The organism is Ferrimonas futtsuensis DSM 18154 (assembly GCF_000422645.1).
Classification (GTDB): domain Bacteria; phylum Pseudomonadota; class Gammaproteobacteria; order Enterobacterales; family Shewanellaceae; genus Ferrimonas; species Ferrimonas futtsuensis.
This window is the reverse complement of the sequence record NZ_AUGL01000009.1, coordinates 20,716-46,691: the sequence shown is the minus strand read 5'-3', so window position 1 is coordinate 46,691 and position 25,976 is coordinate 20,716. Positions and strand designations below refer to the sequence as shown.

The window sequence follows — 25,976 nt, the reverse complement described above, 5'->3', positions numbered from 1 at the left end:
CTTAGCGGGACAGGTAGGCCACCAGGAACTGGCTGATGGCCACCAGGTCGGCTACGGCGATCTCCTCTTCGGTGGTGTGCACCTTGGCCATGCCGGTGGAGAGGTTGACCGTGGTCAACCCCTTCTCATTGAAGATGTTGGCGTCGCTGCCACCGCCGGTGGGGCGGGTCTGCGGGCTCACCCCGATCGCTTCAAACCCCTGTTTGATGCCAGCGACCAGCGGGTGGTCATCGTCTATGCGGTAGGCGTTGTAGGCCCGTTTGGTTTCAACGGCGACCTTGGCGCCATGCTCTGCGGCCACCGCTTCCAGGGTATCCACCATGTGCTGGGTCTGTGCGGCCAGTTTCTGATCATTCAAGGAGCGGGCTTCCGCCTCCAGGTAGAGCTCCGGCATCACAATGTTGGTGGCGCTGCCGCCCTTGACCACGCCGATGTTGGCGGTGGTTTCCTCGTCGATGCGAGACAGCTTCATCTTGGTGATGGCGTCAGCGGCCACGGTCAGGGCGTTGATGCCGGTCTCGGGGGCCAGGCCGGCGTGGGCCGGTTTGCCGGTGATGGTTGCCTTGATGTTTTGCTGACCCGGGGCCACGGTGATGATGGTACCGATGGGCCCGCCGGAATCCAGCACGATGGCCTGCTTAGCCTGGATCGGGCTCATGTCGAAGTTCTTGGAGCCGTGCAGGCCTCCCTCTTCGAAAACGGTGAAGGCCAACTCGATGGTGGGGTGGGGCAGGCCCTGCTCTTTGAGGATGCGCACCGCTTCCATGATGGCGGCGATGCCGGATTTGTCGTCGCCACCCAAAATGGTGTCGCCGGCGGAGCGGATGATGCCCTGTTCGATCACCGGCTCGATGCCGTTGCCCGGGGTTACGGTGTCCATATGACAGCTCAACAGGATCTGCTCATCAGAGCCATTCAGGCGAGCATAGAGGTTAAAACCGTTGGACAGCTCTGGGGATACGGCCTGACGTTGTACCTCGAAACCCAGCTCGCCCAGTTGCTCTGCCAGGGTGGTGGCGATCGCCTTTTCATTGCCGGACTCGCTGTCGATGCGTACCAGATCCAGGAAATGCTGGACCAAACGCTGTTCGTTGATGGTGGTCATATGGGGCTCCCTAAAACGTTGACCCGGCACTCTAGCCAAGATCCATCGGAAAAACCCTGAGCCAGACCATCAATTCGGCGTTTGACTAACCAACGCTGGGACAGATGGTGATTTTTTGCTCCATTTACACTCAATTTATTGGAATCTCAGCGAATCCTTGCGGTGCGCCATTGGTTGTGGCACAAGTCATACTCAAAAGCAGGGCACGCCTGACCGGCACGGAGCCGTTATGAACGACCACGAAAAATCCACGCGCCAAGTATTTACCGACGCTGCTGTTGAAGCAGCCCTGAAGATCGGTGCCATCTTCATTCTTCTGAGCTGGTGTTTCCAGATAGTGCGGCCCTTCCTGGTGCTGATTCTCTGGGGCGGGATCATTGCCGTCGCCCTGTTTCCCTTGGTGCGCTGGCTCTCCGGTCGTTTCGGGCTGAAGATAAGCCTGGCCAGCAGCCTGGTGACTATCCTGACTCTCTCAGTGTTGCTGGTGCCTACCTATCTGTTTTCCGGGGCGCTGTTCTCCGGTACCCAGAGCCTGCTGGCGGAGTTCAAGGAGGGGAGCCTGGTGATTCCGCCGGTCTCCGATGCCATCGCTCAGCTGCCTCTGGTGGGGGAGGAGTTGCACGATCTGTGGCAAAAGTTCTCGGTGAACCTGGGGGCCGCCCTTGAGGGCTTTGGCCCCGAGATCAAGGAGGCGCTCTCCCAGGTGGCGGCCATGGCCGGAAGCCTGGGTTTGGGATTGCTGCAGTTCGTGGCCTCGGTGATCATCGCCGGGGTGCTGATGACCAATGCGGATTCCATTCGCGCCCTGTTCTACAACCTCTCCATGCGCATGGCCGGCGAGCAGGGGCGCAGCTTTAACGCCCTGGCGGTGGCCACCATCCGCAGTGTGATGCAGGGGGTGATTGGCGTCGCCCTGATTCAGGCTCTGCTGTCCGGTATTGGCATGGGGCTGGCCGGGGTGCCGGGCACCGGGCTGTGGATGCTGCTGGTCCTCATTGTCGCCATACTCCAGTTGCCGCCGCTGCTGGTGCTTATCCCGGTGATGATCTACCTCTTCTCCCTGGACAACACCACGGTGGCGGTGGCCTTTATGATTTGGGGGCTGCTGGTCGGTGGCAGCGATGCGGTGCTCAAGCCTTTGCTGATGGGCCGTGGTGTGGACATTCCCATGTTGATCATCCTGATGGGGGCCATCGGCGGCCTGCTGCTCTCCGGCATCATTGGTCTGTTCGTCGGCGCCGTGGTGCTGGCCCTGGGCTTCAAACTGTTCACCGCCTGGCTGGGCCAGGAGGATTTGCCAGAGGCGGCTGCCGCGCAGACTCGCGTGCGGTCCAAAAGCTAACCCACACCGATCTCTTCCAGTCCCTGGCGGCGTTTTGAACACCTTGTTCTACATTGAATAGGTGTTCGATAACGCGCTGCAGCCAGGGGCGGGCATGAGTGATGAGGAAAAAACGGCACCAGAGCCACCGCAACAGGGGAGCGATGGGGCCAAAGAACAGAGCAAAATCAGGCGCATTACCAACCTGATTTTGGGTGTGGTCGTCGTCCTGTTCCTGTTTCATCTGATTGCGGACCGACTGATCCCCTCGACGGATCTGGGCCGGGTTCGCGCCTTTGTCGTGCCCATCACCCCCCAGGTTTCAGGCGAACTGCAGGCGATCAAGATAGAGCCCAATACGCCGCTGAAACAGGGTGAGGTGCTGGCGGTGATCAATCCTAAGGATTATGAGATTGCCCTGCAGCAGGCGGAGCAGAATCTGAAGCAGGCGGGGCAGAGCCTGGGGGTACAGACCGCCAATGTCTCTGCGGCGCAGGCCAAGGTCACCAATGCCGAAGCCAATTTGCAAAATGCCCGGGTGCAGTCCCGCCGGGTGTTTGCCATGGTGGAACGGGGCGTAATGTCCCAGGCGGATGCCGACAACGCCAAAGCGGCCCTGACCAGCGCCGAAGCCACCCTGGCCAGTGCCAAAGCGGATCTCGCCAAAGCCCGGGAACGACTGGGGATGGAGGGAGAGAACAACACCCAGGTGCGCAGTGCCCTGCTGGCGTTAGAGCAGGCTCAGCTGAACCTGTCGCGTACCCAGATTGTCGCACCGTCCGATGGGGTGGCCTCCAACTTCCGCCTCAAGGAGGGGGTCTACGCCAATGCCGGCCAGCCACTGATGACCTTCATCTCGTCCGATGAAGTGTGGATAGAGGCCTATTTCAGAGAGAACAGCCTGGGGAACATGAAGCCGGGGGACCAGGTGGAGTTCACCCTGGATTACGCGCCGGGCAGGGTGTTTCAGGGCAGGCTGGGGTCCATCGATCTTGGGGTGGACTGGGGGCAGAACGAGCAGGTGGGCCGCCTGGCCCAGGTCTCCAGCGACACCGGTTGGCTGCGCCAGAGCCAGAGGTTTCCTGTGACCATAGTGCTGGAGCCCGGTGAAGCTTATGGTTATCGCCGTGTCGGTGGTCAGGCGGATGTGATCGTCTATACCGGTGACGGCATGTTGCTCAATGGCCTGGGCTGGCTGTGGATTCGCCTGGCCAGCTGGGTCTCCTATGTCCGATGACTTAAGGTGACGCCGATGAGCCTCCCCAGCGGCGACAGGCGTGCCGTCAGGCTGACTCTGGGCGTCGGCCTCTCGGTGGCACTGTCGGCGTCCATCGCCTGGTCATTGGCGTTCGTCGCACCGGTGTTTGTCGCCAAGTTTCTGGTGGAGCGGGTCGAGCCTACCTGGGGAACCGCTCGCGAGCTGCTGTTCGGTGTCCTGGCGACTGTGGTCATTGCCTTCGGAGTCAGCTTCGGCCCCATTCACTATCCGCTGGTGTTCCTGCCTCTGCTGGCACTGGTGATGCTCTGGGCCTACTTCCTGTTCAGCGACCCTCGTTGGAACTTCTTCGCCTCCATGCTGATCATCGCTGCGCTGTTGCTGCCCTACCTGGGCTTGCTTCACCCCGGGATAGCGCTGCAGTTAGGCATCGGCCTGGCGTTTTCCGGTGTGGTTGCCGTGTTGGTGTTTACCCTGATGCATCTGCTGCTCCCCGAAGAGAAGGCTCAAGGCGATCCGACTTCGGACGCCGAGTGCCTGCCAGACGCGGACGTGCGCACCGATGAGGCGATTCGCGCCCTGGTGATCTCCTTCCCGGTGGTGTGTTTTTTCTTCCTGGCCCAGGTGAGTGACGCCCTGCTGACCATGATCTTTATTGCGGTGCTGTCTCTGCAGGCCTCGGGCGCAAAGAGCGTCAAGGTGAGCCTGTTCCTGTTGGTGACCAATGGGGTGGGGGGAGTGATCGCGGTGCTGTTTTATCAGTTGCTGGTGGTGATGCCCTACCTGGGCTTCTATGTGGCACTGGCGATGCTGGTCACTATGGTGCTGGCTGGCTACCTCTATGCCAATCCTGACAAGGCCCCCCTTTACGCCGGAATCCTGTCCACGGTGCTGGTGCTGGTGGGATCCACCGCCTCGTCCACGGACGCCGAGGTGGTGAGCAACTTCTACCTCAGGTTACTGCAGATCGCCATGGTAGGGGCGTACATGGTGTTTATCTCCTACTTTTTGGAAAGCCGATCCAGACCGGGAGTCTCTCTCGGGTCCTAGATCCCATTAGCTACCGGTCGTCACTCCTCAGAGCCTGTCGACCGACAAGGAGCCCCCATGAACCATCAAATGCAAGACAAGCATCAGCTTCTGACCGGAGCCGCGGTGGAAGCCGCGGTCAAGATCGGTGCTCTGTTTATCCTGATCAGCTGGTGCTTCCAGATAGTGCGCCCCTTCCTGGTGCTGATCATGTGGGGTGGCATCATCGCCGTCGCCCTGTTTCCCGTGGTTAAGGGGCTGGCGGACAGGATGGGCTGGAAATTGGGGTATGCCAGTACCTTGATGACCCTGCTGGTGTTGGCGTTGTTGCTGGTGCCCAGCATTCTGTTTTCCGGTGCCCTGATCACCGAGACCCATGAACTGGTGACGGAGCTCAAGGAGGGCAGCCTGGTGATCCCACCGCCGACCGATGATGTAGCCAGGTTGCCCCTGGTAGGGGAGGATCTGCATCAGCTGTGGCAGAAGTTTGCCACCAACCTGGAGGGGGCGCTGATCAGCTATGGTCCACAACTCAAGGATGGTCTGGCAGCCCTGGCCTCCTCTCTCGGTGGTGTCGGAGTCGGTCTGTTGCAGTTTGTGGTGTCGGTGATCATTGCCGGCGTTTTTATGAGTAACGCCGAGTCCGCAGGCAGGTTGTTTCACGGCATCGCCTTGAGAATGGCCGGTCCCCAGGGGGAGGATTTTACCTCGCTGTCGGTGGCCACCATCCGCAGCGTGACCCAGGGGGTGATCGGGGTCGCCCTGATCCAATCCCTGTTGTCGGGCGTGGGCATGGGGCTGGCCGGTGTGCCGGCGACGGGCCTGTGGATGCTGCTGGTGCTGATTGTCGCCATAGTGCAGCTGCCCCCGATACTGGTGCTGGCGCCGGTGATGATCTACCTGTTCTCGGTGCAATCCACCACGGTGGCGGTGGTGTTTATGGTGTGGGGGATTCTGGTGAGTGCCAGTGATGCGCTGCTCAAGCCAATGCTGATGGGACGTGGGGTGGACATCCCCATGCTGGTGATCCTGATCGGCGCCATCGGTGGGATGCTGCTCTCCGGCATCATCGGCCTGTTCGTCGGTGCCGTGGCGCTGGCCCTGGGCTATAAGCTGTTTGACGCCTGGCTGGCCAGGGAAGGGCTGGCGGAACAGACCGCCGCTCAGCCTCATCCCGAGCCTGAGAACTAACTCATGCCGATTTTTTTCGGGACGCCCATATAGCGGCCAAACAGACGGTCGAGCAGGGCGTCGCTCATAAAACGGCGGCAGAACAGGGCGACACTGGCTACCTTAGGGGCGGCGAAGCGGGCCTTGGGACGTTTCACCGTGGCGGCTTTGACGATGACGTCCGCCACCAGCTGAGGGTCGCACTCCATCGAATGATCAATGACTGCTTTGGCGCCAGAACCGGCCATTACCGTCTACCATGGGCGACGTTGCCGCTTTTTCTGTAGAACAAAGCCGCTTTTCGTGCTGATGGTAGAGCAATCAAGGCGATTGACCTCCGATTAATGCACTGATAGATTTGAAAAAATCACGAACAAGCACGCTGCGACATAGTGCAGATATACGGCAGGTTCGGTCAGGGTGAAAGGCGGCGATTTGCCGCATATGTAGCTGTTAGGCTTCACTGAGTACTTATGAACAAATTTAATCTAATAGAAAATGCTAGTGACTCTTTAGAGCATGCATTGAGGCACATGGGGCCAATTGAGGAAAAAGGGCTCGGCAATTGGAAGAGGATTATTGTTGACCTTGCTCACGTTGTAGAGCTTTTGTTTAAAGAGAAGCTTAGGCAAATTCATCCAGCATTTGTTTTTACAAATGTTGATAAATACCCATCTCCGTTTCAGCATACTGTTAGTAGTGAGCTTGCTTGTAAAAGGCTGCAGAAAGTCGGCGGTATCAAGTTTAGCGACGATGATCTAAATGCTATTCAAACCGCTAGGGAAAAGCGGAATGAAATCGAGCACTTCGAATTTTCAATATCGGATCAAGAAGCAAAGGCATTAGTTGGGCAGGTTTTACTATTTGTCATTAATTTCTCTGAAGAGCATCTAAGTTTGGACTGGAAATCCAAGCACTTAAAGGAAAATAGCTTTGCTGTTCTATATAGCTACACAGAGTTCTATAGCAATTATCTTAAGGCCGCTTACGAAAAAATAGAAACAGAAGATATTGCTACTATAAAGTGCACCTCCTGCCATAACTTGACCTACGACATTGACAATGAAATATGTTTGGTCTGTAGCCATGAAGAGGAAGTTTTAGATTGCAAGTGGTGCCAATCTCCTTACATATATTCAGCTTGTGAATACGACGAAATGGCTGAATTATGCCCAGCATGCGAATACAAAGACGGTTATGCAGCAGCAAATCATGAAAAGTATTAAAGCGTCAATTGGAACTGGTTTTCCGCTGGCGCTACAAAACAGCCCATTACGCGGGCCTTATATGTCAAAGAATCGGAGGGTTCAGGTGAAGAATATAATATTTGTGCTATTGTCTTTTCTTCTGTTTGGCTGTGCCGTCGTCGAAAAGCAAAATCAAATGGAAGTTGGCTATAGATTAACTGAAGATAAGTTTAAAGACTTTAAGCGTTATTCAATACCGTCAACTGGACATTTGCCAGGGACACCTTTTCTTACTCATGATGATGCCTTTATTGATATATTTACAGATGTAAATGGTCATAGTTTAGGTATCTCCATAGCTGTAATAATACACTTTGAAGATTGGGTTTTTATTAACTCGGGTGAATCTTTAGTATTAATGGTAGATGGAGAAAGGATGCCATTTATTAGTCCATCTGGTTCTCTCCATCAACGAGGGATTCTGAAAGGGCTAGCTGGTGCCGTAGCTGGAACAAGAATCAGGGAAGAAGCCCACTATCCATTGAAGACAGACCAGATAGAAAGACTGGCTAATGCAAAATCCATTGAGCTGAAAGTATATGGTTCAAAAGGGACTTTTGAGCGTTCCTTCGGAACTGAACACATTGAGGCAATAAAAGCCTATTACGAGAAATTCATCTTAAAAAATGGAATCAAGTCCATTTAGACATATAATAAGGCACTGTAGTGCGGATTTAGGCAAGCCCGGTTCTGCTCGTGCCTCGTATAGTTTAGCCGGGCAAGCTGATCCAGCTAAGTGGAGCATCATGCAATCAGAGATGAGTATGGATTCTATACCTAAATATTCAGGAAAACCGACACTATACTTAGATCAAAACATTCTCGATCTTTTCGTTAAGAATGGCGTCGGTAGTTTTGGGCAGGAACTAATAGATAAGTTCCAGATCGTTTATTCTGACGAAACTCTTAAAGAGATAAGGCGATCTACCGGCTACGAAAACGACTTTCTAAATGTACTAAAAGAACTCGGCTCATATCATTTAAAAATAGCTATTGAGCAACCCGGATTCATTATCACTGATAAAGCAACCATCACTTGCAGGGATGTATTTGAAGCATTCGAAGTATATTGTAGCAATGATAATGAACATGAAAACATTGAAAGTTCAATGAACCAGTGGTTGTTCAAGTTTTCTGGTGGAAGAATGGGGGATAGCATTTCCGATATTCATGAGGAACAGCTTTCTGCCTTTGCACAGCTTATGGACGGTATGCTAGAAAAAGCTGATGAACTTCCTGTTGGAATGAGATCGCAGATTAAAAAGTATTCCGAATTAATTATGGAACAATATAAATCTACGCTTCATGAGCTTGAAAATACCATATCGAAAGATATTCCTGATACGACAGAGTGGAATGGAATAAAGTCCTACAGAGAGTCAGTGGGTATAGGCCCAAAGGAATTAAATAATATAGAGCCACCGAAAGTGATCGAAAAGATATGGGATGCTGTTAGCGTTAAGTTACCAGAAAGCGCTCACATCAACAGCTTAGAAGACTTTTTCCAGATCCGTATAAACCCGATCTACCCTGACAGACCTTACCACCTACACCAGAAAATAACCGGTATGTATAACATGCTTAACACTCTTGGTTATTTTCCTGACTCCAAAGTACATAAGGAAAGACGATTCATAGCCGCGATGAGCGATAATAGCCACGCGTCAATGGCCTCATTTTGTAATGTATTATTATCAAGAGATGAGAATTTTGTAAGAAAAGTGCGGGCGGTGTATGAGTATCTTGCAGTGCCAACAGAAGTAAGGTTAGTAACGGTAAGTTACGCATAACCCATATGAGCCTTCTCCCAGTCATGGGGTAAAACAAAATCCCACCGACTGATTGACCAGTGTAAAGAGCTAACCAAGAGGCACTGCTTTGCTAGTCTGGATGACCTCTTTGTGGCGTGCGCAGCCTGATTGACAGGCAGCGCCTCCAACCCCAGGGGCATGATCCCGTGATAACTCGCTTCAGCGTCAGTAGCAGTCAGTCGTCATATCCACAACTCTGACCCTTTAAGCCCCTTATTTGGTGTCTAGTTACTTCAAATATATTCTCCCTCCAGCGACAGAGCTCTTACGCGCTATTTCTCCGGGCCAGATACTTAGCCAGGTAACGGCCGGTATGGCTGTGCTCGGCCTGCAGCAGCGCGCCAGGCGTGCCTTCAAAGACGATCTGACCGCCTTGTTCGCCGCCGTGGGGGCCGAGATCGATCACCCAATCGGCTTGTGCGATCACATCCAAGTCGTGCTCGATGACGTAAACGCTGTTGCCCTGGGCTACCAGCCGTTCAAGGATCGCCATCACCCGGGCGATGTCCGACAAATGTAGCCCTGTGGTTGGTTCATCCAACACGTAAACTTGACCCGACTTGTGCAGTTCGCTGGAGAGCTTGATGCGCTGACATTCGCCGCCAGACAAGGTGGAGAGCGGCTGTCCCAGAGTCAGGTAGCCCAATCCAACCTGCTGCAGCACGGTCAGGTGCTTGGCCAGTTTGGGTGCGGTGAGAAGCTCAGCGGCCTGATCCACAGTCAGCGCCAGCAACTGCGCGATATTGAGCCCTGCTAGTCTGTATTGCAGGGTGGACTCGGCATAGCGGCTACCTTTGCATGCCTTGCACTGGGTTCGTACCGGTTCCAAAAACGCCATCTCCATCTCGACAAACCCAAGCCCCTTGCACTCTGGACAGGCCCCTTCTGAATTAAAGCTAAACAGCGAGGGTTTGACCATATTAGCCTTGCCATATTGCTTGCGGATCTCATCAAACAGGCCGGTGTAGGTGGCGGTATTAGAGCGCTGGGATTGGCCGACGGCGGATTGGTCTACCACGATGGCATCGGGATAGCGTTTGAGGAACTCGTGATGGATCAAACTGCTTTTGCCAGAGCCGGCCACTCCGGTGAGGCAGCACAGCACGCTAGTGGGCAAATCCACACTGACGTTTTTCAGGTTGTGGCTGTTGGCTTCGCGGATGGGCAGGTGACCCATTGGTTTTCGTGGTGCCTTCTTGACCGACAGCGGCGCGTTAAGGGCCCGGCTCGTGAGGGTGTCCGCTTCTAGCAGTTGCGCATAGCTGCCCTGAAACACGATGTTGCCGCCCTGGGTGCCGGCCTTGGGGCCCACCTCGATCACATGCTCGGCAATGGCCAGCACGTCCGGATCATGCTCCACCACCAGCACCGAGTTGCCCTGATCTTTGAGCTGCGCAAGCAGTCGGTTTAGCTGATGCACATCCTTGGGGTGCAGGCCGACACTGGGCTCATCCAGGATGTAGAGTATCTCCGTCAGGCTGGAGCCCAGTTGGTTGGCCAGCTTCAACCGCTGCGCTTCTCCACCGGAGAGGGTTGCGATAGGGCGGGACAGCGAGAGGTAGCCTAGGCCGATCTCGACCAAATGCCTAACCTTGTTGCGGATCTGTGCCAGCAGGGTATCCGCTTGCGGAGCTTGGATCCCATCCAAGTAGGCGCTCAAGGTATCCAGTTGCATCTGGGAGACCGTATGGATATTGGCGCGGTTAAGCGTCACTGAGAGTGCCTCGGCTTTAAGCCTGGCACCTTGGCAGCTGTGGCAGGTTTGTACCGACAGGAACGGCGCCACCGCCTGTTTCTTGCGACTCGACAGGCTGTCCTGATCTTTGTGGATGTAGAGGCGTTGGATCTTACGAAGCACCCCTTCGTAGGTGATGGTCAGCCCCAGATCGCCGCCGTCCAGCGAGACGTTCTCCTCAATTCCGTACAGCAGTCTGTGCCACAACGTCTCGTCGTATTGGTGCAACGGCCGATCCCGGTCAAAGAAACCGGAGTAGGCGATGTACTTCCATTGCCATCCATCCACCTTAAACTCTGGAAACAGGATCGCCCCCTGGTTTAGCGATCGGCTGCGATCAAATACCTTGTCAACATCAAGCTCCATAAGTTGCCCGCTGCCGCCGCAACACGGGCACATACCCTCCGGTTTATTGAAGGAGAAGTGGTTGGAGGCACCCAACTGGGGCGTACCCAAACGAGAGAATAGCAGGCGCAAAAAGGCGGCGATCTCGCTGACCGTGCCCACGGTCGAACGGCCGTTGCTTCGGCTGCGCTGTTGGCGGATCACTACCGCCGGCGACAGGTTTTCGATCAAATCGCAATCCGGCTTGGGAATCGTTGGTAGGTGATTCTGCGCATAGGTGCCTAAGGTCGCATAGAGCTGACGCTGGGCCTCGGCCTGGATGGTATCGAACACTAAGGAGGACTTGCCTGAGCCGGATACACCCGCAAAACAGACGATTCGGTTGCGCGGGATCGCAATGTCGACGGACTTCAAGTTGTTGTGGTGCGCGTTAATGATATTGATGGCTCGCATACTGCTATCCGACCTATATCTACAGTGTAGAAATATGTCGCAAATATTAGCGAATCGAGAAATACAGAGCAAATAGTATTATGAGTTTCATAGTCAATTTAGGCGGCAATGGAGACAGAGCTGACTGAAACTGTCCGATGGCCGCTTCGTGGCGATTGACGCCCTTTTGGGTAGACGCCAGGAAAGTGACCTCAAGCATCGCGCCGGGACAGTCGGTCCCCCTGCTGCAGCCGGGCGCGCAGAGCCCGTGCGGTGGCATCCACTGCCACGTTTAGCAGCGCTGCGGCGCCAATCAGCACCATGGCCCGGTCAAAGCGGAACTCCTCGAACGCCGAGTCGATGTAGAAGCCCAAGGTGGTGATCCCCAGTACTCCCAAAATGGCGGTTTCCCGCTGAATGATCTCCCAGCGATAGAGCAGCCAGGTGATCAACTGCGGGTAGACCCTGGGCAGCACCTGATAGAAGTAGAGCCCGACCCGGCTGTAGCCTGTGGGGGCATCGTCGGGCCTGAGTTTTAGCTCCTGGGCGTAGCCCCCCACCAGATGGCCGATGATGGCGCCATTGTGAATCCCCAGGGCCAGCAGGGCCGGCAGCAGGCTGGGTCCCAGAATCAGCAGGCCGACGAACGCCAGTACGAACTCAGGGGTGGAGCGGGTGACAATCAGAAATCCCTGGCCCAGGGCGCGCAGGGGACGGCCAAAGAACCAGCGGCTGCGCAGGGGGAACCATATTAGGGTCAGCAGGGCGGTCAGCAGCAGGGCCATCTGGCTCAGGAGCAGGGTATCGGTCAGCCCGGGGAAGATTTGTTCCTGCCAAAGGCGCAGGAACCAGGGCCACAGTTCGCCACCGTTTTTCAGTGGCGCAGGCACGATGTCCTGGGTGAAGAACTGCAAGATCAGCTCACCGTTGATGGAGGCCACCGGCGGCAGGTACCACAGCGCCAGCCCCAGGTAGAGGGGCAGCAGGGGCGCCCGGCACCACCACTTCATGGTGGCGATGATCAGGTAGAACAGATAGAGCAGGGCGGCGGCTTCGCCGTAGAGCCCCTGCCGAAAGGCGGTCTCCAGGTGGTAGCCCAGGGTGGGCAGGCCGACAAAACCCAGCACCACAGAGGAGCGCAATCCGCACTCCAGCCGGTATTTGGTGTAGTGGCGGATGTGTGGCCAGGCCAGGGGCAGCCTGGCATAAACGAGCCGGCTGATGGCGTTGGCGATGCCGCCGCTTCTCGGCAGTGCCTGCTCGGTAGCCGGGTCGACCTCCTCCAGAATTTCGCCATACACTTTGGTGAAGATGCCGGTGTAGGGGATCCACAGGGCCAGGACGCCGGTGAGGGAGCTCAGGCCAAACACCTGCAGGAACATCAGTGCCCAGAACAGTTCATGAACCGAGCGCAGCAGGGCGGCGCTCACCCGAACCACGGGGTAGCGGTAGAACAGGGCCAGCAGCAAACCGCACAGGGCAGCCAGGGCGATCCCCTGCAGGGCGAAGGCCAGGGTGGTGGCAATTGCCTCCAGCAGGTATTCGGTGGCGAAGAAATCGGGGCTCAGTGCGCCGGCCACCAATCGGGCCAGCTCGGCACCGGGGGACACCTGAGTGATCTCCAGGTCCGCCCAGGGCAGGCACAACAGCGCCGCCAGTGCCAATAGCAGCGTAATGCGACGAAATTCGGCGGCCCGGTTGTTCGACCGGTTGGGCAGGGACTCAGCCATGCTGATGACTGGGGTAGAGGGTGAGCAGGGTGGTGGCATCCAGCTGATTAGCCGGTTTATCCAGCACCACCTCACCCTGACTCATGCCGATAATGCGATCGGCACAGGCCAGCGCCAGGTCCACGTCGTGCAGGGCCAGTACTGTGGTCTGGTGATGGGCCTTGATGCGCTCGATGATGCGCCTGGCCTGAGCCTCATCCACCGCAGACACCGGTTCATCGCCCAGAAAGATGGGGCGTTGCTGGAACAGGGCCCGGGAGATGTTGATTCTCTGCTGCTCGCCACCGGAGAAGCGCTCGGCGGACTGACTCAGCCGCTGGTCGCCACTGCCGTTGAGCAGCCCCAACTCATTGGCCAGTTGTTGAATGGCTCGCCACTGGGCCGCATCGGGCCGGACCAGGTTGGCCAGGTTCTGCCACAGGCCGAACTCATGGAGCCGGCCCATGTAGACATTGAGGTAGAGGCTGAGCATGGGCACCAGGGCCGGGTGCTGGGGGCACCAGGCGACCTGGTCCTCGTGGGCGCGGCGCAGCAGCTCCAGCAGGGAGGATTTGCCGGCACCGCTTTCCCCCACCAGGGCCACGGTCTGGCCGGCGTGTATGGTCAGGGACAGCGGCTTGACGATCCACTGGTCACCGATCTTCAGTGAGGCCCCTTGCAGGGCCAGCTCAGCACTCATGCTCGCCTTAGTCCATCAGGCCGATGGATTTGGCGGTGTCCTTGATGGGGGCGTAGTCGGCGTTGGTGGCCGGTACGAAGCTGGAGCGCGGGAAGGCGTTCAGCAGCTTTTCATCTTTCATCTGCAGCAGCGCCTGGGTCACCTTGGCTTTGAAGCCTTCGCCATACTGGGCGTCCACGTCACCGCGAATGGTCCACTGGTAGTCGGGGTAGGTGGGGGTTTCCCAGATCACCTTCACCTTGCTGGTGTCCACCTTGCCGGCGGCCAGCTCAGATTCCCACACTTTGTAGTTCACCGCGCCAACCTGGTAGCTGCCTGCCTGAACCAGGGCGATGGTGCGGCTGTGGTCACCACTGAAGCCCACCTTGCGGAAGCTCTTGTCGGGCGCTTCCTGGAAGGCTTCACGCAGGTAGAATTCGGGCATCAGGCGACCGGAGGTGGAGCCTTTGGATCCGAAGGTGAAGGTCATCCCCTTCATCGCCTGCTGCAGGGAGGCGGCGGCTTCCAGGCCGGTGCTGGTGTGGGCAATGATGTAGGACTTGAAAAACTGGTCTTCATAGCCCTGAGCAATGGCTTCGCTGCCGGGCACCCGGGCGCGGGCCTGTACGCCGGAGAGGCCACCGAACCAGGCCAGCTGGACCTGGTTATTGCGGAACGCGGTGATGGAGGCGGCGTAGGATTTCACCGGGATGTACTTCACCTCGACCCCCAGTTCGCCGGAGAGGTAGTCGGCAACCTGATCGAAGCGGCTGCGCAGCTTGGACTCATCCTGATCAGGAATGGCGGTGAAGGTAAAGGTCTGAGCGGAAACCAGCGGGGCTACCGCCAGGGTCAGCAGGGCAATCAGTCGACGCATGGCTCTGTGATTCCTAATGTGGATTGTGGCCCGGGGGCCGGAATTCGGTTCAAGGGGGCGATATGTTACGCCGATTTTATGGCATTGATAAGTCGAGTCTAGTTACTTGGCCACAGAGTAGGCGGATCGCCGGGCTGCCAGGGGGAAAACTTGGTCATGATGCGGCCATAGAGGTCACCCTCCAGCCACCGGCTCAGCCACAGGTTTAAGTCAGGGTAGCGTTCGTCAAACCAGGGGCGGTCCACCATGGCGTACTGACGGATAAAGGGCAGCAGCGCCGCATCCGCCAGGGTCAATCTGTCTCCCAATAGCCAGGGAGAGTGCTTCAGCATGGCTTCCAGCCGGTCGAGCCAAGGCTCGGACTTTTGCCGGTACCACTGCTGAGGGTGGGGGTGGCGATCGGCGTATTTATACCTGTCCAGCCAGTGCTTGAACTCGCCGTCGTTCCGCTGGATAAGCTCCAGGGTCAGCCGCTGCTGTTCGGTGGACTTTGGCCACCACAGGTCAGGGTCGGCCTGACCCAAAGCCCACAGCATGATCTGCAGGCTGTGCTCCAGCACCTGGCCATCGGCCAGTTGCAGCACCGGCACCGTGCCCTTGGGGGACAGGGCCAGCAGTTCCCAGGGTTTGTGTTTCAGCACCACCTCCCTGAGGGCCAGTGGGCGCCCCAGGTAGGCCAGGGCCAGTCGCGCCCGCATGGCGTAGGGGCAGCGGCGAAAGCTGTACAGGGTTGGCCGTGTCATCCCCGGGCTCTTCTACGCCGGGTCAGGCGGCGGGACAGGCTCTGGCGCAGACCGCCAATGGCCAGAACGCAGCCGGAAAGGGCAAACAGCAGGGCGCTGACGGAGAAGACCATCAGCAGGGGGTTGTTGAAATCCTCCCCCTCGCCATAGTCCATGATGTGCAGTTTCCACAGCAGGTCGAAACCCACCCAGGCGTCGTTTCGCACCGTCACCAGAGTGCCATAGGCATCGAAGTAGAGGCGGGTGCCGGGACCGTCGTTCGCCTCAACCAGCCACAGTTCGCGTCTGCCGCCCACCTCATCCACCAGCCCCGCGACTTTGGGCTCTATGGTGTCGAGAAATGTTGGTGGCTTCAGCGATCCCGGACCGGTATAGAGAGTCTGGGCAAAGCGGGCGATGGCGTCCTTATCGATGGGCAGGGCTTCATGACCGGTATTGACGGAAAACACGCTCTGGTTGGTTTTGAGCAGAGGGCCCTGTGCCGATGGGCTGATGGAGAGAGACTCCAGGGGGGTCTCCATAAAGCGAATGGTCTCCGACACGGACAGCGGATCGGCGGTGAGCGCGGGTGGCTGATAGTAATCCTGGCCCTTTACCAGAGGCTTGAAGGGCACCAGGGCGAAATAGGCGCCGCCGACAATCCACAGGGTGACCTGAATAAAGACGAAATAACTTAGGATTTTGTGCAGCTTCCTGGCTGGCTTTAGCAGCGACATTGGGGCCTTGATTCTCCCTGGCAGATTAATGAGGCACAACATAATGGATCCTCAGGTTGTTCGTCAAAATCGAATGACCCAGAGCGAGTGTTGCCAGGCCGGTGCCACAGGCAGTGACCCGCTGCTTTGATGGATTTGTCACCCCTTGGTCGCCTGAGTGTCCGGGGCCATAGAGCAAAGCCTGAAATCTCGTTATGATTGGCAGACTTAGCTTAGCAATGGATGCGTCGATGTCGGCTCAACTTCAACCCGGTCTCTCCATCATTCACGCCAATCAGATGGAGGACCTGCGCGATCTGCTGGTGCAGTGGGTACGCCACCACCCTCTGGCCCCTCTGGAGCGGGAGCTGTTCCTGGTGCAGAGCAACGGTATGGCCCAGTGGCTGAAACTGGCCTTCGCCGCAGATCCCCAGTTGAAGATTGCCGCCGCCCAGGAGATGCAGCTGCCGTCCCGCTTCCTTTGGGAAAGCTATCGCACCGTATTGGGCGCCGAGGCGGTGCCTAAGGACTCCCCCTTCGACAAACCCAGGCTTCGCTGGCGAATTCTCAAGTTGTTGCCGCAACTGCTCAGTCAGGAGGCGTTTGCGCCGCTGCGCCGTTTCCTGGAGCAGGACGACGATCTGCGCAAGCGGGATCAACTGGCGGAGCAGTTGGCGGATCTGTTTGACCAGTATCAGGTGTATCGGGCGGACTGGCTCGATGCCTGGGCGGTCGGCCGGGACGAGATGGTCGATGGTGAAGGGCGCAGCCAGCCTCTGGAGGAGGCGCTGTGTTGGCAGCCCAGACTTTGGCGTGCCCTGATTGCCGACATGGCGCCGCACTGGCGGGGCAGCAGCCGGGCCTCCCTGCATCAGCACTTTATCCAGGCGCTGGAGAGTGCCGAGTCCCGCCCCCCAGGCTTGCCCAGGCGGCTGCTGGTGTTTGGCATCAGCGCCCTGCCTCAGCAGGCGGTGGAAGCCCTCAAGGCGCTGGCCAAGCACTGCCAGATCCTGCTCTGTGTGCAGAACCCCTGCCAGCATTTCTGGGCGGACATCGTCGAGGACAGAGAACTGTTGCGACGGGAGCTGGCCCGGGCCAGACACACCCCCAAACCTGGAACGCCGGAGTTGCTCTCCCTGGAGCAGATGCATCAGCACGCCAACCCTCTGCTGGCGGCCTGGGGCAAGCAGGGCAGGGACTACATCGGCATGCTCTATGGCATCGACGAGCCGGATCAGTACCGCAGCCATTTTCAGAGCATCGATCTCTGGTCCCCTCCCATGGACCTGGGGCCAGAGTCCATTCTGAGGCGGATGCAGCAGGGGATCTTCGATCTGGACCCCATGCCGGACACCCCCTGGCCAGTCGCCGAGGAGGACCACAGCCTGGTGTTTCACCTGGCCCACAGCCGTCAGCGCGAAGTGGAGATCCTGCACGATCAATTGCTGCAGCGCTTCCAGCAGGAGCCGGATCTGAGCCCCTCCGAGGTGATCGTGATGATGCCGGACGTGGATCTCTACGCGCCCCACATCGAAGCGGTGTTTGGCCACCTGGACCGGGACGACAACCGCTACATTCCCTACACCATCGCCGACCGGCCTGAGCGCGGTCATCAGGTGGTGGTGCTGGCCCTGGAGAAGCTGCTGCATCTGCCCCGGTCCCGCTTTGCGGTGTCCGAACTGATGGAGCTGCTGTCGGTGCCGGCCCTTCGAGCACGGTTTGGCATCGATGAGGCCGAACTGACGCTGCTGGGACGCTGGGTCGAGCAGGCGGGAATCCGCTGGGGGCTGGATGGCGAGCAGCGCCACGCCCTGGAGCTGCCCGCCCAGCTGGAGCAGAATACCTGGCGTTTTGGCCTCAAGCGGATGCTGCTGGGTTACGCCGTCGGTGACGGGGAAGCCTGGCACGGCATCGAACCCCTGGACGAGGTGGGCGGCCTGGATGCGGCCCTGGTGGGCAAGCTCAGCCTGCTCATCGACCGGTTGGGTGAGTTGTGGCAGCAACTGGGGCAGAGTCACACCCCGGCCCAGTGGCATCAACTGCTGCGGGAGAGCACCGATTCGCTGTTTGAACCTCAGGATGAGCAGGAAACCCTGCTGCTGACCCGACTGCAGGATGCCATGGCCCACTGGCTGGAGGCCTGTGATGAGGCCCAGCTGGAGGAGCCGTTGCCGATCACCGTGGTGCGTGAGGTGGCCCTGGCACCCTTTGGCGAGGAGGGGGTCTCCCAACGCTTCCTGGCCGGGAAAGTGAACTTCTGTACCCTGATGCCCATGCGGGCGATCCCGTTCAGGCAGGTGTGCCTGCTGGGGATGAACGATGGCGACTACCCCAGGAGCCGTCCGCCCCTGGACTTTGATCTGATGGCGATTCGCGGCCAATACCGGCCCGGCGATCGCTCCCGCCGCGAGGATGACCGTTATCTGTTCCTGGAGGCGTTGCTGGCGGCGCGCAGCCAGCTCTATATCAGCTATGTCGGCCGCAACGTCCGCGACAACACCGAGCGCACCCCTTCGGTGCTGGTGGGACAGCTGCGGGATTACCTGGCCAGCGCCTTCGCAGGCGGCGAGGCGCTGATCGAGCGTCTCACCTGGGTTCATCCGCTGCAGCCCTTCTCCAGCAGCTATTTTGATGTCCGGTCAGGGCAACTGTTCTCCTATGGTCGGGAGTGGTGCCAGGTACATACGCCGCCGGACGCCCAGGCGCAGACGCAGATGGAGAATTGGCAGGGGGAGGAGCCCATCGAGCTTCGCGCCCTGGTGGGGCTGCTCAAGGATCCGGTGGGCTGCTTCATGAATCAGCGCCTCGGGGTGTGGTTCAACGTGGAGGTGGCGGCCAGCGAGGATCTGGAGCCCTTTGCCCTGGACAACCTGCAGCGCTACCTGCTCCGAGAGGAGTTGCTGGGAGAGCTCTATATGGGCGAACCGGATGGGGCCAAGGGCGCCGTAGACCATACTTTGGCCCGGCTCACCGGACGGGGACAACTGCCGATGAAGGGGTTCGCCGCGCTGGCGGGCGATGACCTGACCCGTCCGGCGGTGGAGGCGTTCGAATCCCTGCGCCGCTACACCGCCGACCTGGAGTTGGTGGAAACCTCCCTGGAACTCAGGGCTGAGGTGCCCGGTCTGGCCATGGAGGATTGGCTCAGCCGTCTCTATCGCAGTGGCGATAGCCATTGGCACCAGGTGGAGGTGCGCCCGGCGGTGCTGGCCACCGACAAGGGGCTGAAGAACCCACTGCATATGGCCAGGCTCTATCTCGGCCATCTGGCGGGCTGTGCCTGTGGCCACTCGATGACGTCGGTGCTTATCGGCGCCGACAGCAGCTGGAGTTTGTTGCCCATGGAGGCCGAATCCGCTCATCGGCAGCTGCAGACTCTGCTGAGCCGTTATCTGGAAGGGATGCAACAGCCTCTGCCTGTGGCCCCCAGGGCGGCACTGGCCTACCTGGCTGCGGACGGCGACGATGAGGAACGGATGGGTAAGGCCCAGGTTGCCTATGAACCCGGTTTCTTCGGCGGGGGCGATCTGGGCTACAGCCCCTATCTGACTCGTCAGTTTCCCGACTTTTCCCAACTGGATCCCCAGCGCTTCGCAAGCCTGGCTGAGGATCTCTACCAGCCTCTGCTGGTGTTGCCCACCCGGCTGGAGGCCTAGATGACTCAACGACTCAACCCTGTCCAGTTCCCCCTGCAGGGAACCCGGCTGATTGAGGCCAGCGCCGGCACCGGCAAGACCTACACCATTGCCGCCCTCTATCTGAGGCTGGTGCTGGGTCATGGGGACGGACAGGCCCATCCCAAAGGTCCCTTGCTGCCACCGGAGATCCTGGTGGTGACCTTCACCAATGCGGCCACCGAAGAGCTCAGGGATCGTATCCGCCGCCGGTTGGTGGAGGGGGCCAAGGCGTTTCGCGGCCAGCTGGACGAGCTGGACCCCATTCTGACCCAGTTGCTGGCGGACTATCCCGCAGAGCAGCATCCGGGCTGCGCCCTGAAGCTGGAGCTGGCGGCGCAGATGATGGACCTGGCCGCCATTCACACTATCCACGCCTGGTGTCAGCGGATGCTCAGGGAGCACGCCTTCGATTCCGGCTCGTTGTTCAACCTGCAACTGGAGACCGATCTCAGCGGTCTGCGTCAGGAGGCGGTACGGGACTACTGGCGACTGCACTTCTACCCGCTGGACACCGGGGCACTGAGGCCCATCCACCGGCTCTATGCCACCCCGGCGGACCTGGAGAGGGCGCTGATGCCCCTGCTGGGGCGCAAGCTCGAGGGGCAAAATCCGGCGGAGATCGCCGCCCAGCAGATGGAGGCGGTTCGCCGCGCCAAAATCGTGTGGCGCAGTGAACTGGCGGCGGTCAGCGAGCTGGTGCATCAGGCTTTGGCAAACAAGCTGGTGTCCAAGGCCAAGATCAAGCCGGCCCTGCTGGATGAGATCCAGGCCTGGCTCGACGATGAGGGGCAACTGCTGCCGATGAACGGCAGTAAGCGCTCCAAGGCCTGCGATCATTTCACCAAGGAGGGGATTCAGGCGGCCTGCAACAAGGGCAAGCAGGTGGATGCCAATCCGGCTTTCGATGCCATGCACACCCTGGTGGAGACGCTGGAGCGGCTGGATCTCAAGCGCAACCTGCTGTGCCACGCGGCCAGTTGGGTCGGCGAACGGATGGAGTCGGAGAAGCAGCGTCAGGCGGTGCTGGGTTTCGACGACCTGATGAGACGCCTCAATACCGCCCTGGAGGCGGAGGGCGGCGACGCCCTGGCTCAGACCATACGCGATCAGTTCCCGGTGGCGCTCATCGATGAGTTCCAGGACACCGACCCGGTCCAGTACCGGCTGTTCCAGCGGCTCTACAAGGAGAGCCCGGAGCAGGCGCTGCTGATGATCGGCGATCCCAAGCAGGCGATCTACGCCTTCCGCGGTGCCGATATTCATACCTACCTGCAGGCGCGCAGCGATACCGCCCCCAACCATTACACCCTGGGGACCAACTACCGCTCCACCCAGGCCATGGTGGCCTCGGTGAACCGGGTGTTCCGCCTGGCCGACGACTATCCGCAGGGCACCTTCCTGTTTGGCGAGCAGATCCCCTTCGAGTCTGTGGCTGCCAATGGCCGCAAAGCGCATCTGGAGATCGAGGATGAACCGACGCCGGCGCTGAACCTGTGGCTCGACCCCGACGAGGGGCCCATCAACAAGGGAAGTTACCTTGAGCGCCAGGCGCACTCCGCTGCTTCGGAGATCTGTCGCTACCTCAACCTGGCCAGGGAGGGGCGGGCCGGATTCCGCTCTGATAATGGCCTCACCCCACTGCGCGCCGCCGACATGGCGATACTGGTCAGGGACTTTACCGAGGCCAGGGCGATTCGACAGGCTCTGGACAGCCGCGGAATTCGCAGCGTCTACCTGTCCGACAAGGACTCGGTCTACGCCAGTGCCGAAGCCCAGGATCTGCTGCTGATCCTGCAGGCGGTGGCGGCACCGGAGCGGGAAGCGGGGGTTCGCGCGGCCCTGGCCTGCGCCACCCTGGGTATGGAGTGGACCGAGCTGGATGCCCTGAACCGGGACGAACGGGCCTGGGATGAGATGGTCGACAGCTTCCGTGAGTTGCTGCTGCACTGGCAAGGCAAGGGGGTGCTGTCGATGATTCGCGCCCTGATGGCCAAGTTCGGTGTGGCCAGCCGGTTGATGCACCAGGGGGGCGGTGAGCGCAGCCTCACCAACCTGCTGCACCTGGCTGAGCTGCTTCAGGGGGCGTCGGCCACCCTGGACGGCGAGCTGGCGCTGCTGCGTCTGTTGGCGGAGCAGATTGAGTCTGGCCAGGGGGACGACGATCAGATCCTGCGCCTGGAGAGCGATGCCGAGCTGGTTCAGGTGGTGACCATCCACAAATCCAAGGGGCTGGAGTACCCTCTGGTGTTCCTGCCCTTCATCCTGGGGTTCCGCCAGGCCACCGCCAAAGATGGACTGCTGACCTATCGCAGCGCCGAGGGCAGCCAGGTGGCCTTCAACCCAGAGGCTGAGGCCCTGGAGCAGGCGGAGCATGAGCGCCTGGCGGAAGACTTGCGCCTGCTCTACGTGGCACTGACCCGTCCGGTCTACGCCTGTTTCCTCGGGCTGGCACCGGTCAAGCTGGGGCGCAGCGGCAAGCGTGACATGAGCGATCTGCATCTGGGCGGCCTGGGTTACCTGCTCGGCGGCGGTCAGCCCATGACCTACGGTGAGCTGCAGCATGCCCTGAGCGTCCTGGCCGGCGAGGAGGGCATCGATCTGTCCAGTCTCCCCGAGCCAAGGGACAATCAATATCTGGCCGAGGTGACCGATCCTGCCCGGCTTAAGGCCCGCGAAGCCACCCGGGCAGTGCCATCGGGCTGGCGGGTGGGATCCTATTCCGGCCTGCTGACCGGCATGAGCCACCACCTGGATGAGAGCGACACCAGCACCAGCGGTACCCTCAGCCGTATGGAGGAGCTGATGGCCGAGGGATTGATGCCACTGGAGCAGGAACCCGAGCCCGGCACCATCCACGCCTTCCCGCGGGGAGCCGCTCCCGGTACCTTCCTCCACGACCTGCTGGAGTGGATCGCCGATGAGGGCTTTGGCACGGTGGATCCGCAGGCCCTCTCCGAGGAGGTGGCCCGCCGCTGTGAGCATAAGGGACTGGAAGAGTGGCAGCCCACTCTGGAGCAGTGGCTGGGGCAGATGCTGACTCAGCCCATGGCTCTGATGGGCAGCCAGGCAGCCCTATGCGATCTCTCCACCGTGGTGGCGGAGATGGAGTTCTGGTTTGCGGCCCATCAACTGGATGTTCAGCACCTGGACAGCCTGGTGCGGCAACACATCTGGCCCGGGGAGCCCAGGCCGCAGCTGCGCCCCCAGCACCTGGATGGCATGCTCAAGGGCTTTATCGATCTGACCTTCGAACATCAGGGCCGTTACTACGTGGCGGATTACAAGTCCAACTACCTGGGCGCCGAGGCCGAGGCGTATGAGCCTCAGGCGATGAAAGCGGGGATGTTGTCTCACCGATACGACCTGCAGCTGGCCCTTTACACCCTGGCTCTGCACCGATTGCTGAAGAGCCGCATGAGTGATTACCACTATGACCGCCATATGGGCGGCGGCCTCTACCTGTTCCTGCGAGGCATGGGCGATAACCGGGCGGACAAAGGGGTGCTTGGGCTCTGCCCGGACCGGGCCCTGATCGAAGCGATGGACCTGGCATTTGAGGGGGCACAGGCATGACCTTGAACGAACTGATGCAGCAGCTTGACGCTTATCTGGCAGAGGGGTGGATTCGCCCCCTGGACCTGGCGCTGGCCAATCTGCTGTTGGAGCAGCAGCCGGACACTGCGGCCGAAGTGGTGCTGGCGGCGATCTGGACCAGCCACCAGCTGGGCCGCGGCCATCTGTGCCTGGAGTTGTCGCAACTGCTGGCCCAACCCGGTGAGGTGTTGGCCCTGCCCCCCGAGGGGCGCAAACCGGTCCAGTTGCCCCATCCCTCTGAGCTGATGGCCCACTGGAGTGAGGCGGCATTGGTGGAGGCGCTCTGTGCCTCGCCCCTGGTGTCTGTGTCCGAAGGGGAGGGCAGTGAGCCGCTGGTACTGAGCCAGGGTCGCCTCTACCTGAGGCGATACTACCGCTATGAGTGCCAGGTGGCCCGCCAGATCCAGGAGCGCCTGTCTCCGCTGGAGGTGGACACCGGCGCCACCCAGGCGGAGCTGGCCCAGCTGTTCGCCCCGCTGAAATCGGCGGATGAGGCCAGCGGCGAATCGGTGCACTGGCAGAGTGTGGCGGCGGCCCTGGCCTGTCGCAGCCGCTTTACGGTGATCTCCGGCGGACCGGGAACCGGCAAGACCACTACGGTCGTGCGGCTGCTGGCGGCCTTGCAGGGGCCGAAGATGCTCCGGGGCGAGCCGCTGAGAATCCGCCTGGCGGCGCCCACGGGTAAGGCGGCAGCCCGATTGTCTGAGTCACTCTCCGGCGCCTTGAGTGGCTTGCCGGACGCGGTGCAAGAGTGCATCCCCACTCAGGTGACGACCCTGCATCGGTTGCTCGGCTCGCGACCGGACAGCCGCCACTTTCGTCATCACCGGGGCAACCCCCTGCATCTGGACCTGCTGGTGGTGGACGAAGCCTCCATGGTGGATCTGGAGATGATGGCGGCGCTGCTGGAGGCGATGCCTGAGCACGCTTCGCTGATCCTGCTGGGGGACAAGGACCAACTGGCGTCGGTAGAGGCCGGTGCCGTATTGGGGGATCTCTGTCGCCGGGCCGACGGCGCCAACTATCGCCCGGCCACCCTGGGGTATTTGTCACAAGCCAGCGGCTACGACCTGAGCCCCTGGCTGGGTGAGGGCACCGACCTGGACCAGCAGATTGCCCTGCTGAGAAAGAGTCATCGCTTCGATGCCAACAGTGGCATCGGCCGTCTGGCGGCCGCCGTCAACCTGGGCAACAGCCGTGACGCGGCCAGGCTGTTCGGCGAGCCCTGGCCGGATCTGCTCAGCGCCTCCTTGAGCGGCGAACAGGACCGCACCCTGGAACGGCTCTGTATCGACGGGGATGCCAACGAAGGCAGAGGCATTGATGAGGCGCAGCCATTGGGGTACCGCCACTATCTGGAACAGATGCACCAGGGGCTGTCTCAGCTGGAGCAGAGGGCGGCCCGGTGCAGCAGTGAGCAGGATTGGACCGAACTGGTTGGGCTACAGAGCCATTGGGCCCTGGAGCTTCACCGGGCGTTCGGGGCCTTCCAGCTATTGTGTGCGGTGAGGGACGGGGAGTTCGGGGTCAGCGGCCTCAACCGGCGCATCGCCCAGGCTCTGAAGGGGGCCGGCCTCATCGAGCGGGATCAGGGCTGGTACCCGGGGCGTCCGGTGATCCTCACCCGCAATGATTACAGCCTGAAGCTGATGAACGGTGACATCGGACTCTGCCTGCCACTCTATGACGAGCGCGGAGAGCGCAGGCTGCGGGTGGCGTTTCCCACCCCGGATGGCGGGCTGAAATCGGTGCAACCCAGCCGTCTTGCCGACGCCGATACCGTCTTTGCCATGACGGTGCACAAATCCCAGGGATCGGAGTTTGCCCATACCGCCATGGTGTTGCCAGCGTCGGACAGTCCCATCCTGACCCGGGAGCTGCTCTACACCGGCATCACCCGGGCCCGCACCTGGTTCAGTCTGCTGCTGCCCCGGCCTCAGTTGGTGGCCAGTGCCATTGGCCGGCGCACGGTCCGGGCCTCCGGCCTGGCTCAGCGGTTGGCCGCGCTGGAGGGGCGGGGATGAGCGGCAGGCTGAAATCCCTGGTCTGGATGGCGACTCTGGCGCTGATCGGGCTCATCGCCTGGGTGATCTACCTGGCCAACACCGGCCAGTCCAGCATCTTCTTCAGCCTGGTGAGGCAATTGCCCTACGGCGATAAGCTGGGACACTTCACCCTGTTTGGCCTGGTTACCCTGGGGCTGAACCTGATGTCCGGTGGTCGAGGCTGGCGCTGCGGGCCTCTGAAGGTCTACTGGGGGGCCACTCTGGTGTTTGTGGTGGCGGCCCTGGAGGAGTTCAGTCAGGCCTGGTTTCCTAACCGTACCCTGGACAGCACCGATCTGATGGCCGATGTCCTGGGAATTCTGGTGTTCTCTCTGCTCAGCCGCGTCCTGCTCAGGCGATTAGGCTGAACTGCTCACAATTGCGGGTCAGCCCCTGAAACAGTGCGTTGAGCTCCTGACTTTGCAGGGACACGGTTTCGGTGACCCTTGAGGCGGCCTGACCCGTCTCCTCAATCTGGTGCAATCCCCAGCTCAGTTCGTGAGTCGCCGGGGATCGCTCGGCTCATGTCGTGTCGATTTTCATCAC

The 25,976-nt window shown here is 59.8% G+C and carries 20 protein-coding genes; 11 read left to right on the top strand and 9 right to left on the bottom strand.

Going from position 1 to position 25,976, the window contains the following annotated elements; translation table 11 throughout:
- Position 1 precedes the first annotated feature (1 nt).
- Entirely contained in the window at positions 2-1,105 is a 1,104-nt protein-coding gene (locus tag G505_RS0107475; RefSeq protein WP_028109006.1) for a M20/M25/M40 family metallo-hydrolase, read from the bottom strand.
- 229 nt (positions 1,106-1,334) lie between these two features.
- Here G505_RS0107475 and G505_RS20850 point away from each other — a divergent pair, with 229 nt between their 5' ends.
- The 4 genes from G505_RS20850 (at position 1,335) to G505_RS0107455 (ending at position 5,862) form a co-directional block, all read left to right on the top strand.
- Positions 1,335-2,447, top strand: a complete 1,113-nt coding sequence (locus G505_RS20850; protein ID WP_051215969.1) for an AI-2E family transporter — start codon at positions 1,335-1,337, stop codon at positions 2,445-2,447.
- 94 nt (positions 2,448-2,541) lie between these two features.
- Positions 2,542-3,663 carry an HlyD family secretion protein gene (locus G505_RS0107465; RefSeq protein WP_028109005.1) on the top strand — a complete coding sequence of 374 codons (1,122 nt, stop codon included), beginning with the start codon at positions 2,542-2,544 and terminating at the stop codon, positions 3,661-3,663.
- A gap of 15 nt (positions 3,664-3,678) precedes the next feature.
- Positions 3,679-4,692 carry a DUF2955 domain-containing protein gene (locus G505_RS0107460; RefSeq protein ID WP_035385169.1) on the top strand — a complete coding sequence of 338 codons (1,014 nt, stop codon included), beginning with the start codon at positions 3,679-3,681 and terminating at the stop codon, positions 4,690-4,692.
- A gap of 57 nt (positions 4,693-4,749) precedes the next feature.
- Positions 4,750-5,862: an AI-2E family transporter gene (locus G505_RS0107455; protein WP_211219943.1), complete on the top strand. Its 1,113-nt coding sequence runs from the start codon at positions 4,750-4,752 to the stop codon at positions 5,860-5,862.
- Here G505_RS0107455 and G505_RS0107450 read toward each other — a convergent pair.
- Positions 5,859-6,050 (bottom strand): hypothetical protein, encoded by a 192-nt coding sequence (locus tag G505_RS0107450; protein ID WP_157509103.1) that lies wholly within the window; start codon positions 6,048-6,050, stop codon positions 5,859-5,861. The genes G505_RS0107455 and G505_RS0107450 overlap by 4 nt on opposite strands.
- 264 nt (positions 6,051-6,314) lie before the next feature.
- On the opposite strand from G505_RS0107450, the gene G505_RS0107445 reads away from it, so the two are divergent.
- The 3 genes from G505_RS0107445 (at position 6,315) to G505_RS0107435 (ending at position 8,878) form a co-directional block, all read left to right on the top strand.
- The gene (locus G505_RS0107445; RefSeq protein WP_028109001.1) at positions 6,315-7,067 is read left to right on the top strand and encodes a hypothetical protein; all 753 of its coding nucleotides are present in this window, start codon (positions 6,315-6,317) and stop codon (positions 7,065-7,067) included.
- A complete protein-coding gene (locus G505_RS23015) occupies positions 7,054-7,734 on the top strand; it encodes a hypothetical protein (protein WP_169628195.1) in 681 nt (226 codons plus the stop codon). The genes G505_RS0107445 and G505_RS23015 overlap by 14 nt, the downstream gene beginning before the upstream one ends.
- Before the next feature lie 100 nt (positions 7,735-7,834).
- The gene (locus G505_RS0107435) at positions 7,835-8,878 is read left to right on the top strand and encodes a hypothetical protein (protein ID WP_245568345.1); all 1,044 of its coding nucleotides are present in this window, start codon (positions 7,835-7,837) and stop codon (positions 8,876-8,878) included.
- Positions 8,879-9,164: 286 nt separating this feature from the next.
- Here the strand turns inward: G505_RS0107435 and G505_RS0107430 are convergent, their stop codons facing one another.
- From G505_RS0107430 to G505_RS0107405, 6 genes are all read right to left on the bottom strand, one after another.
- Positions 9,165-11,432, bottom strand: coding sequence for an ATP-binding cassette domain-containing protein (locus G505_RS0107430; RefSeq protein WP_028108998.1), 2,268 nt, complete (start codon positions 11,430-11,432; stop codon positions 9,165-9,167).
- Positions 11,433-11,623: 191 nt separating this feature from the next.
- Entirely contained in the window at positions 11,624-13,141 is a 1,518-nt protein-coding gene (locus tag G505_RS0107425; protein ID WP_051215968.1) for a PhnE/PtxC family ABC transporter permease, read from the bottom strand.
- Positions 13,134-13,820, bottom strand: coding sequence for an ATP-binding cassette domain-containing protein (locus G505_RS0107420; RefSeq protein ID WP_028108996.1), 687 nt, complete (start codon positions 13,818-13,820; stop codon positions 13,134-13,136). The genes G505_RS0107425 and G505_RS0107420 overlap by 8 nt, the downstream gene beginning before the upstream one ends.
- A gap of 7 nt (positions 13,821-13,827) precedes the next feature.
- Entirely contained in the window at positions 13,828-14,676 is an 849-nt protein-coding gene (locus G505_RS0107415) for a putative selenate ABC transporter substrate-binding protein (RefSeq protein ID WP_028108995.1), read from the bottom strand.
- A 98-nt stretch (positions 14,677-14,774) separates the two neighbouring features.
- The gene (locus G505_RS0107410; protein WP_028108994.1) at positions 14,775-15,419 is read right to left on the bottom strand and encodes a glutathione S-transferase; all 645 of its coding nucleotides are present in this window, start codon (positions 15,417-15,419) and stop codon (positions 14,775-14,777) included.
- Complete coding sequence (locus G505_RS0107405) at positions 15,416-16,135, bottom strand: hypothetical protein (RefSeq protein WP_028108993.1); 720 nt, start codon at positions 16,133-16,135, stop codon at positions 15,416-15,418. Before G505_RS0107405 ends, G505_RS0107410 begins: the two co-directional genes overlap by 4 nt.
- A 230-nt stretch (positions 16,136-16,365) precedes the next feature.
- Between G505_RS0107405 and recC the strand changes: the two genes are divergently transcribed.
- Genes recC through G505_RS0107385 form a run of 4 tightly spaced genes read left to right on the top strand, consistent with a single transcriptional unit; the run spans position 16,366 to position 25,798 of the window.
- Positions 16,366-19,770: an exodeoxyribonuclease V subunit gamma gene (gene recC / locus G505_RS0107400; protein ID WP_028108992.1), complete on the top strand. Its 3,405-nt coding sequence runs from the start codon at positions 16,366-16,368 to the stop codon at positions 19,768-19,770.
- Entirely contained in the window at positions 19,771-23,364 is a 3,594-nt protein-coding gene (recB, locus tag G505_RS20845) for an exodeoxyribonuclease V subunit beta (protein WP_035385168.1), read from the top strand. It abuts the gene before it with no gap.
- Positions 23,361-25,409, top strand: coding sequence for an exodeoxyribonuclease V subunit alpha (gene recD, locus G505_RS20840; RefSeq protein WP_051215966.1), 2,049 nt, complete (start codon positions 23,361-23,363; stop codon positions 25,407-25,409). Before recB ends, recD begins: the two co-directional genes overlap by 4 nt.
- Complete coding sequence (locus tag G505_RS0107385; RefSeq protein ID WP_245568344.1) at positions 25,406-25,798, top strand: VanZ family protein; 393 nt, start codon at positions 25,406-25,408, stop codon at positions 25,796-25,798. The genes recD and G505_RS0107385 overlap by 4 nt, the downstream gene beginning before the upstream one ends.
- Here the strand turns inward: G505_RS0107385 and G505_RS23455 are convergent.
- Positions 25,782-25,913, bottom strand: a complete 132-nt coding sequence (locus G505_RS23455) for a hypothetical protein (RefSeq protein ID WP_281169887.1) — start codon at positions 25,911-25,913, stop codon at positions 25,782-25,784. The two genes, G505_RS0107385 and G505_RS23455, sit on opposite strands and share 17 nt — an antisense overlap.
- Between the last annotated feature and the right edge of the window lie 63 nt (positions 25,914-25,976).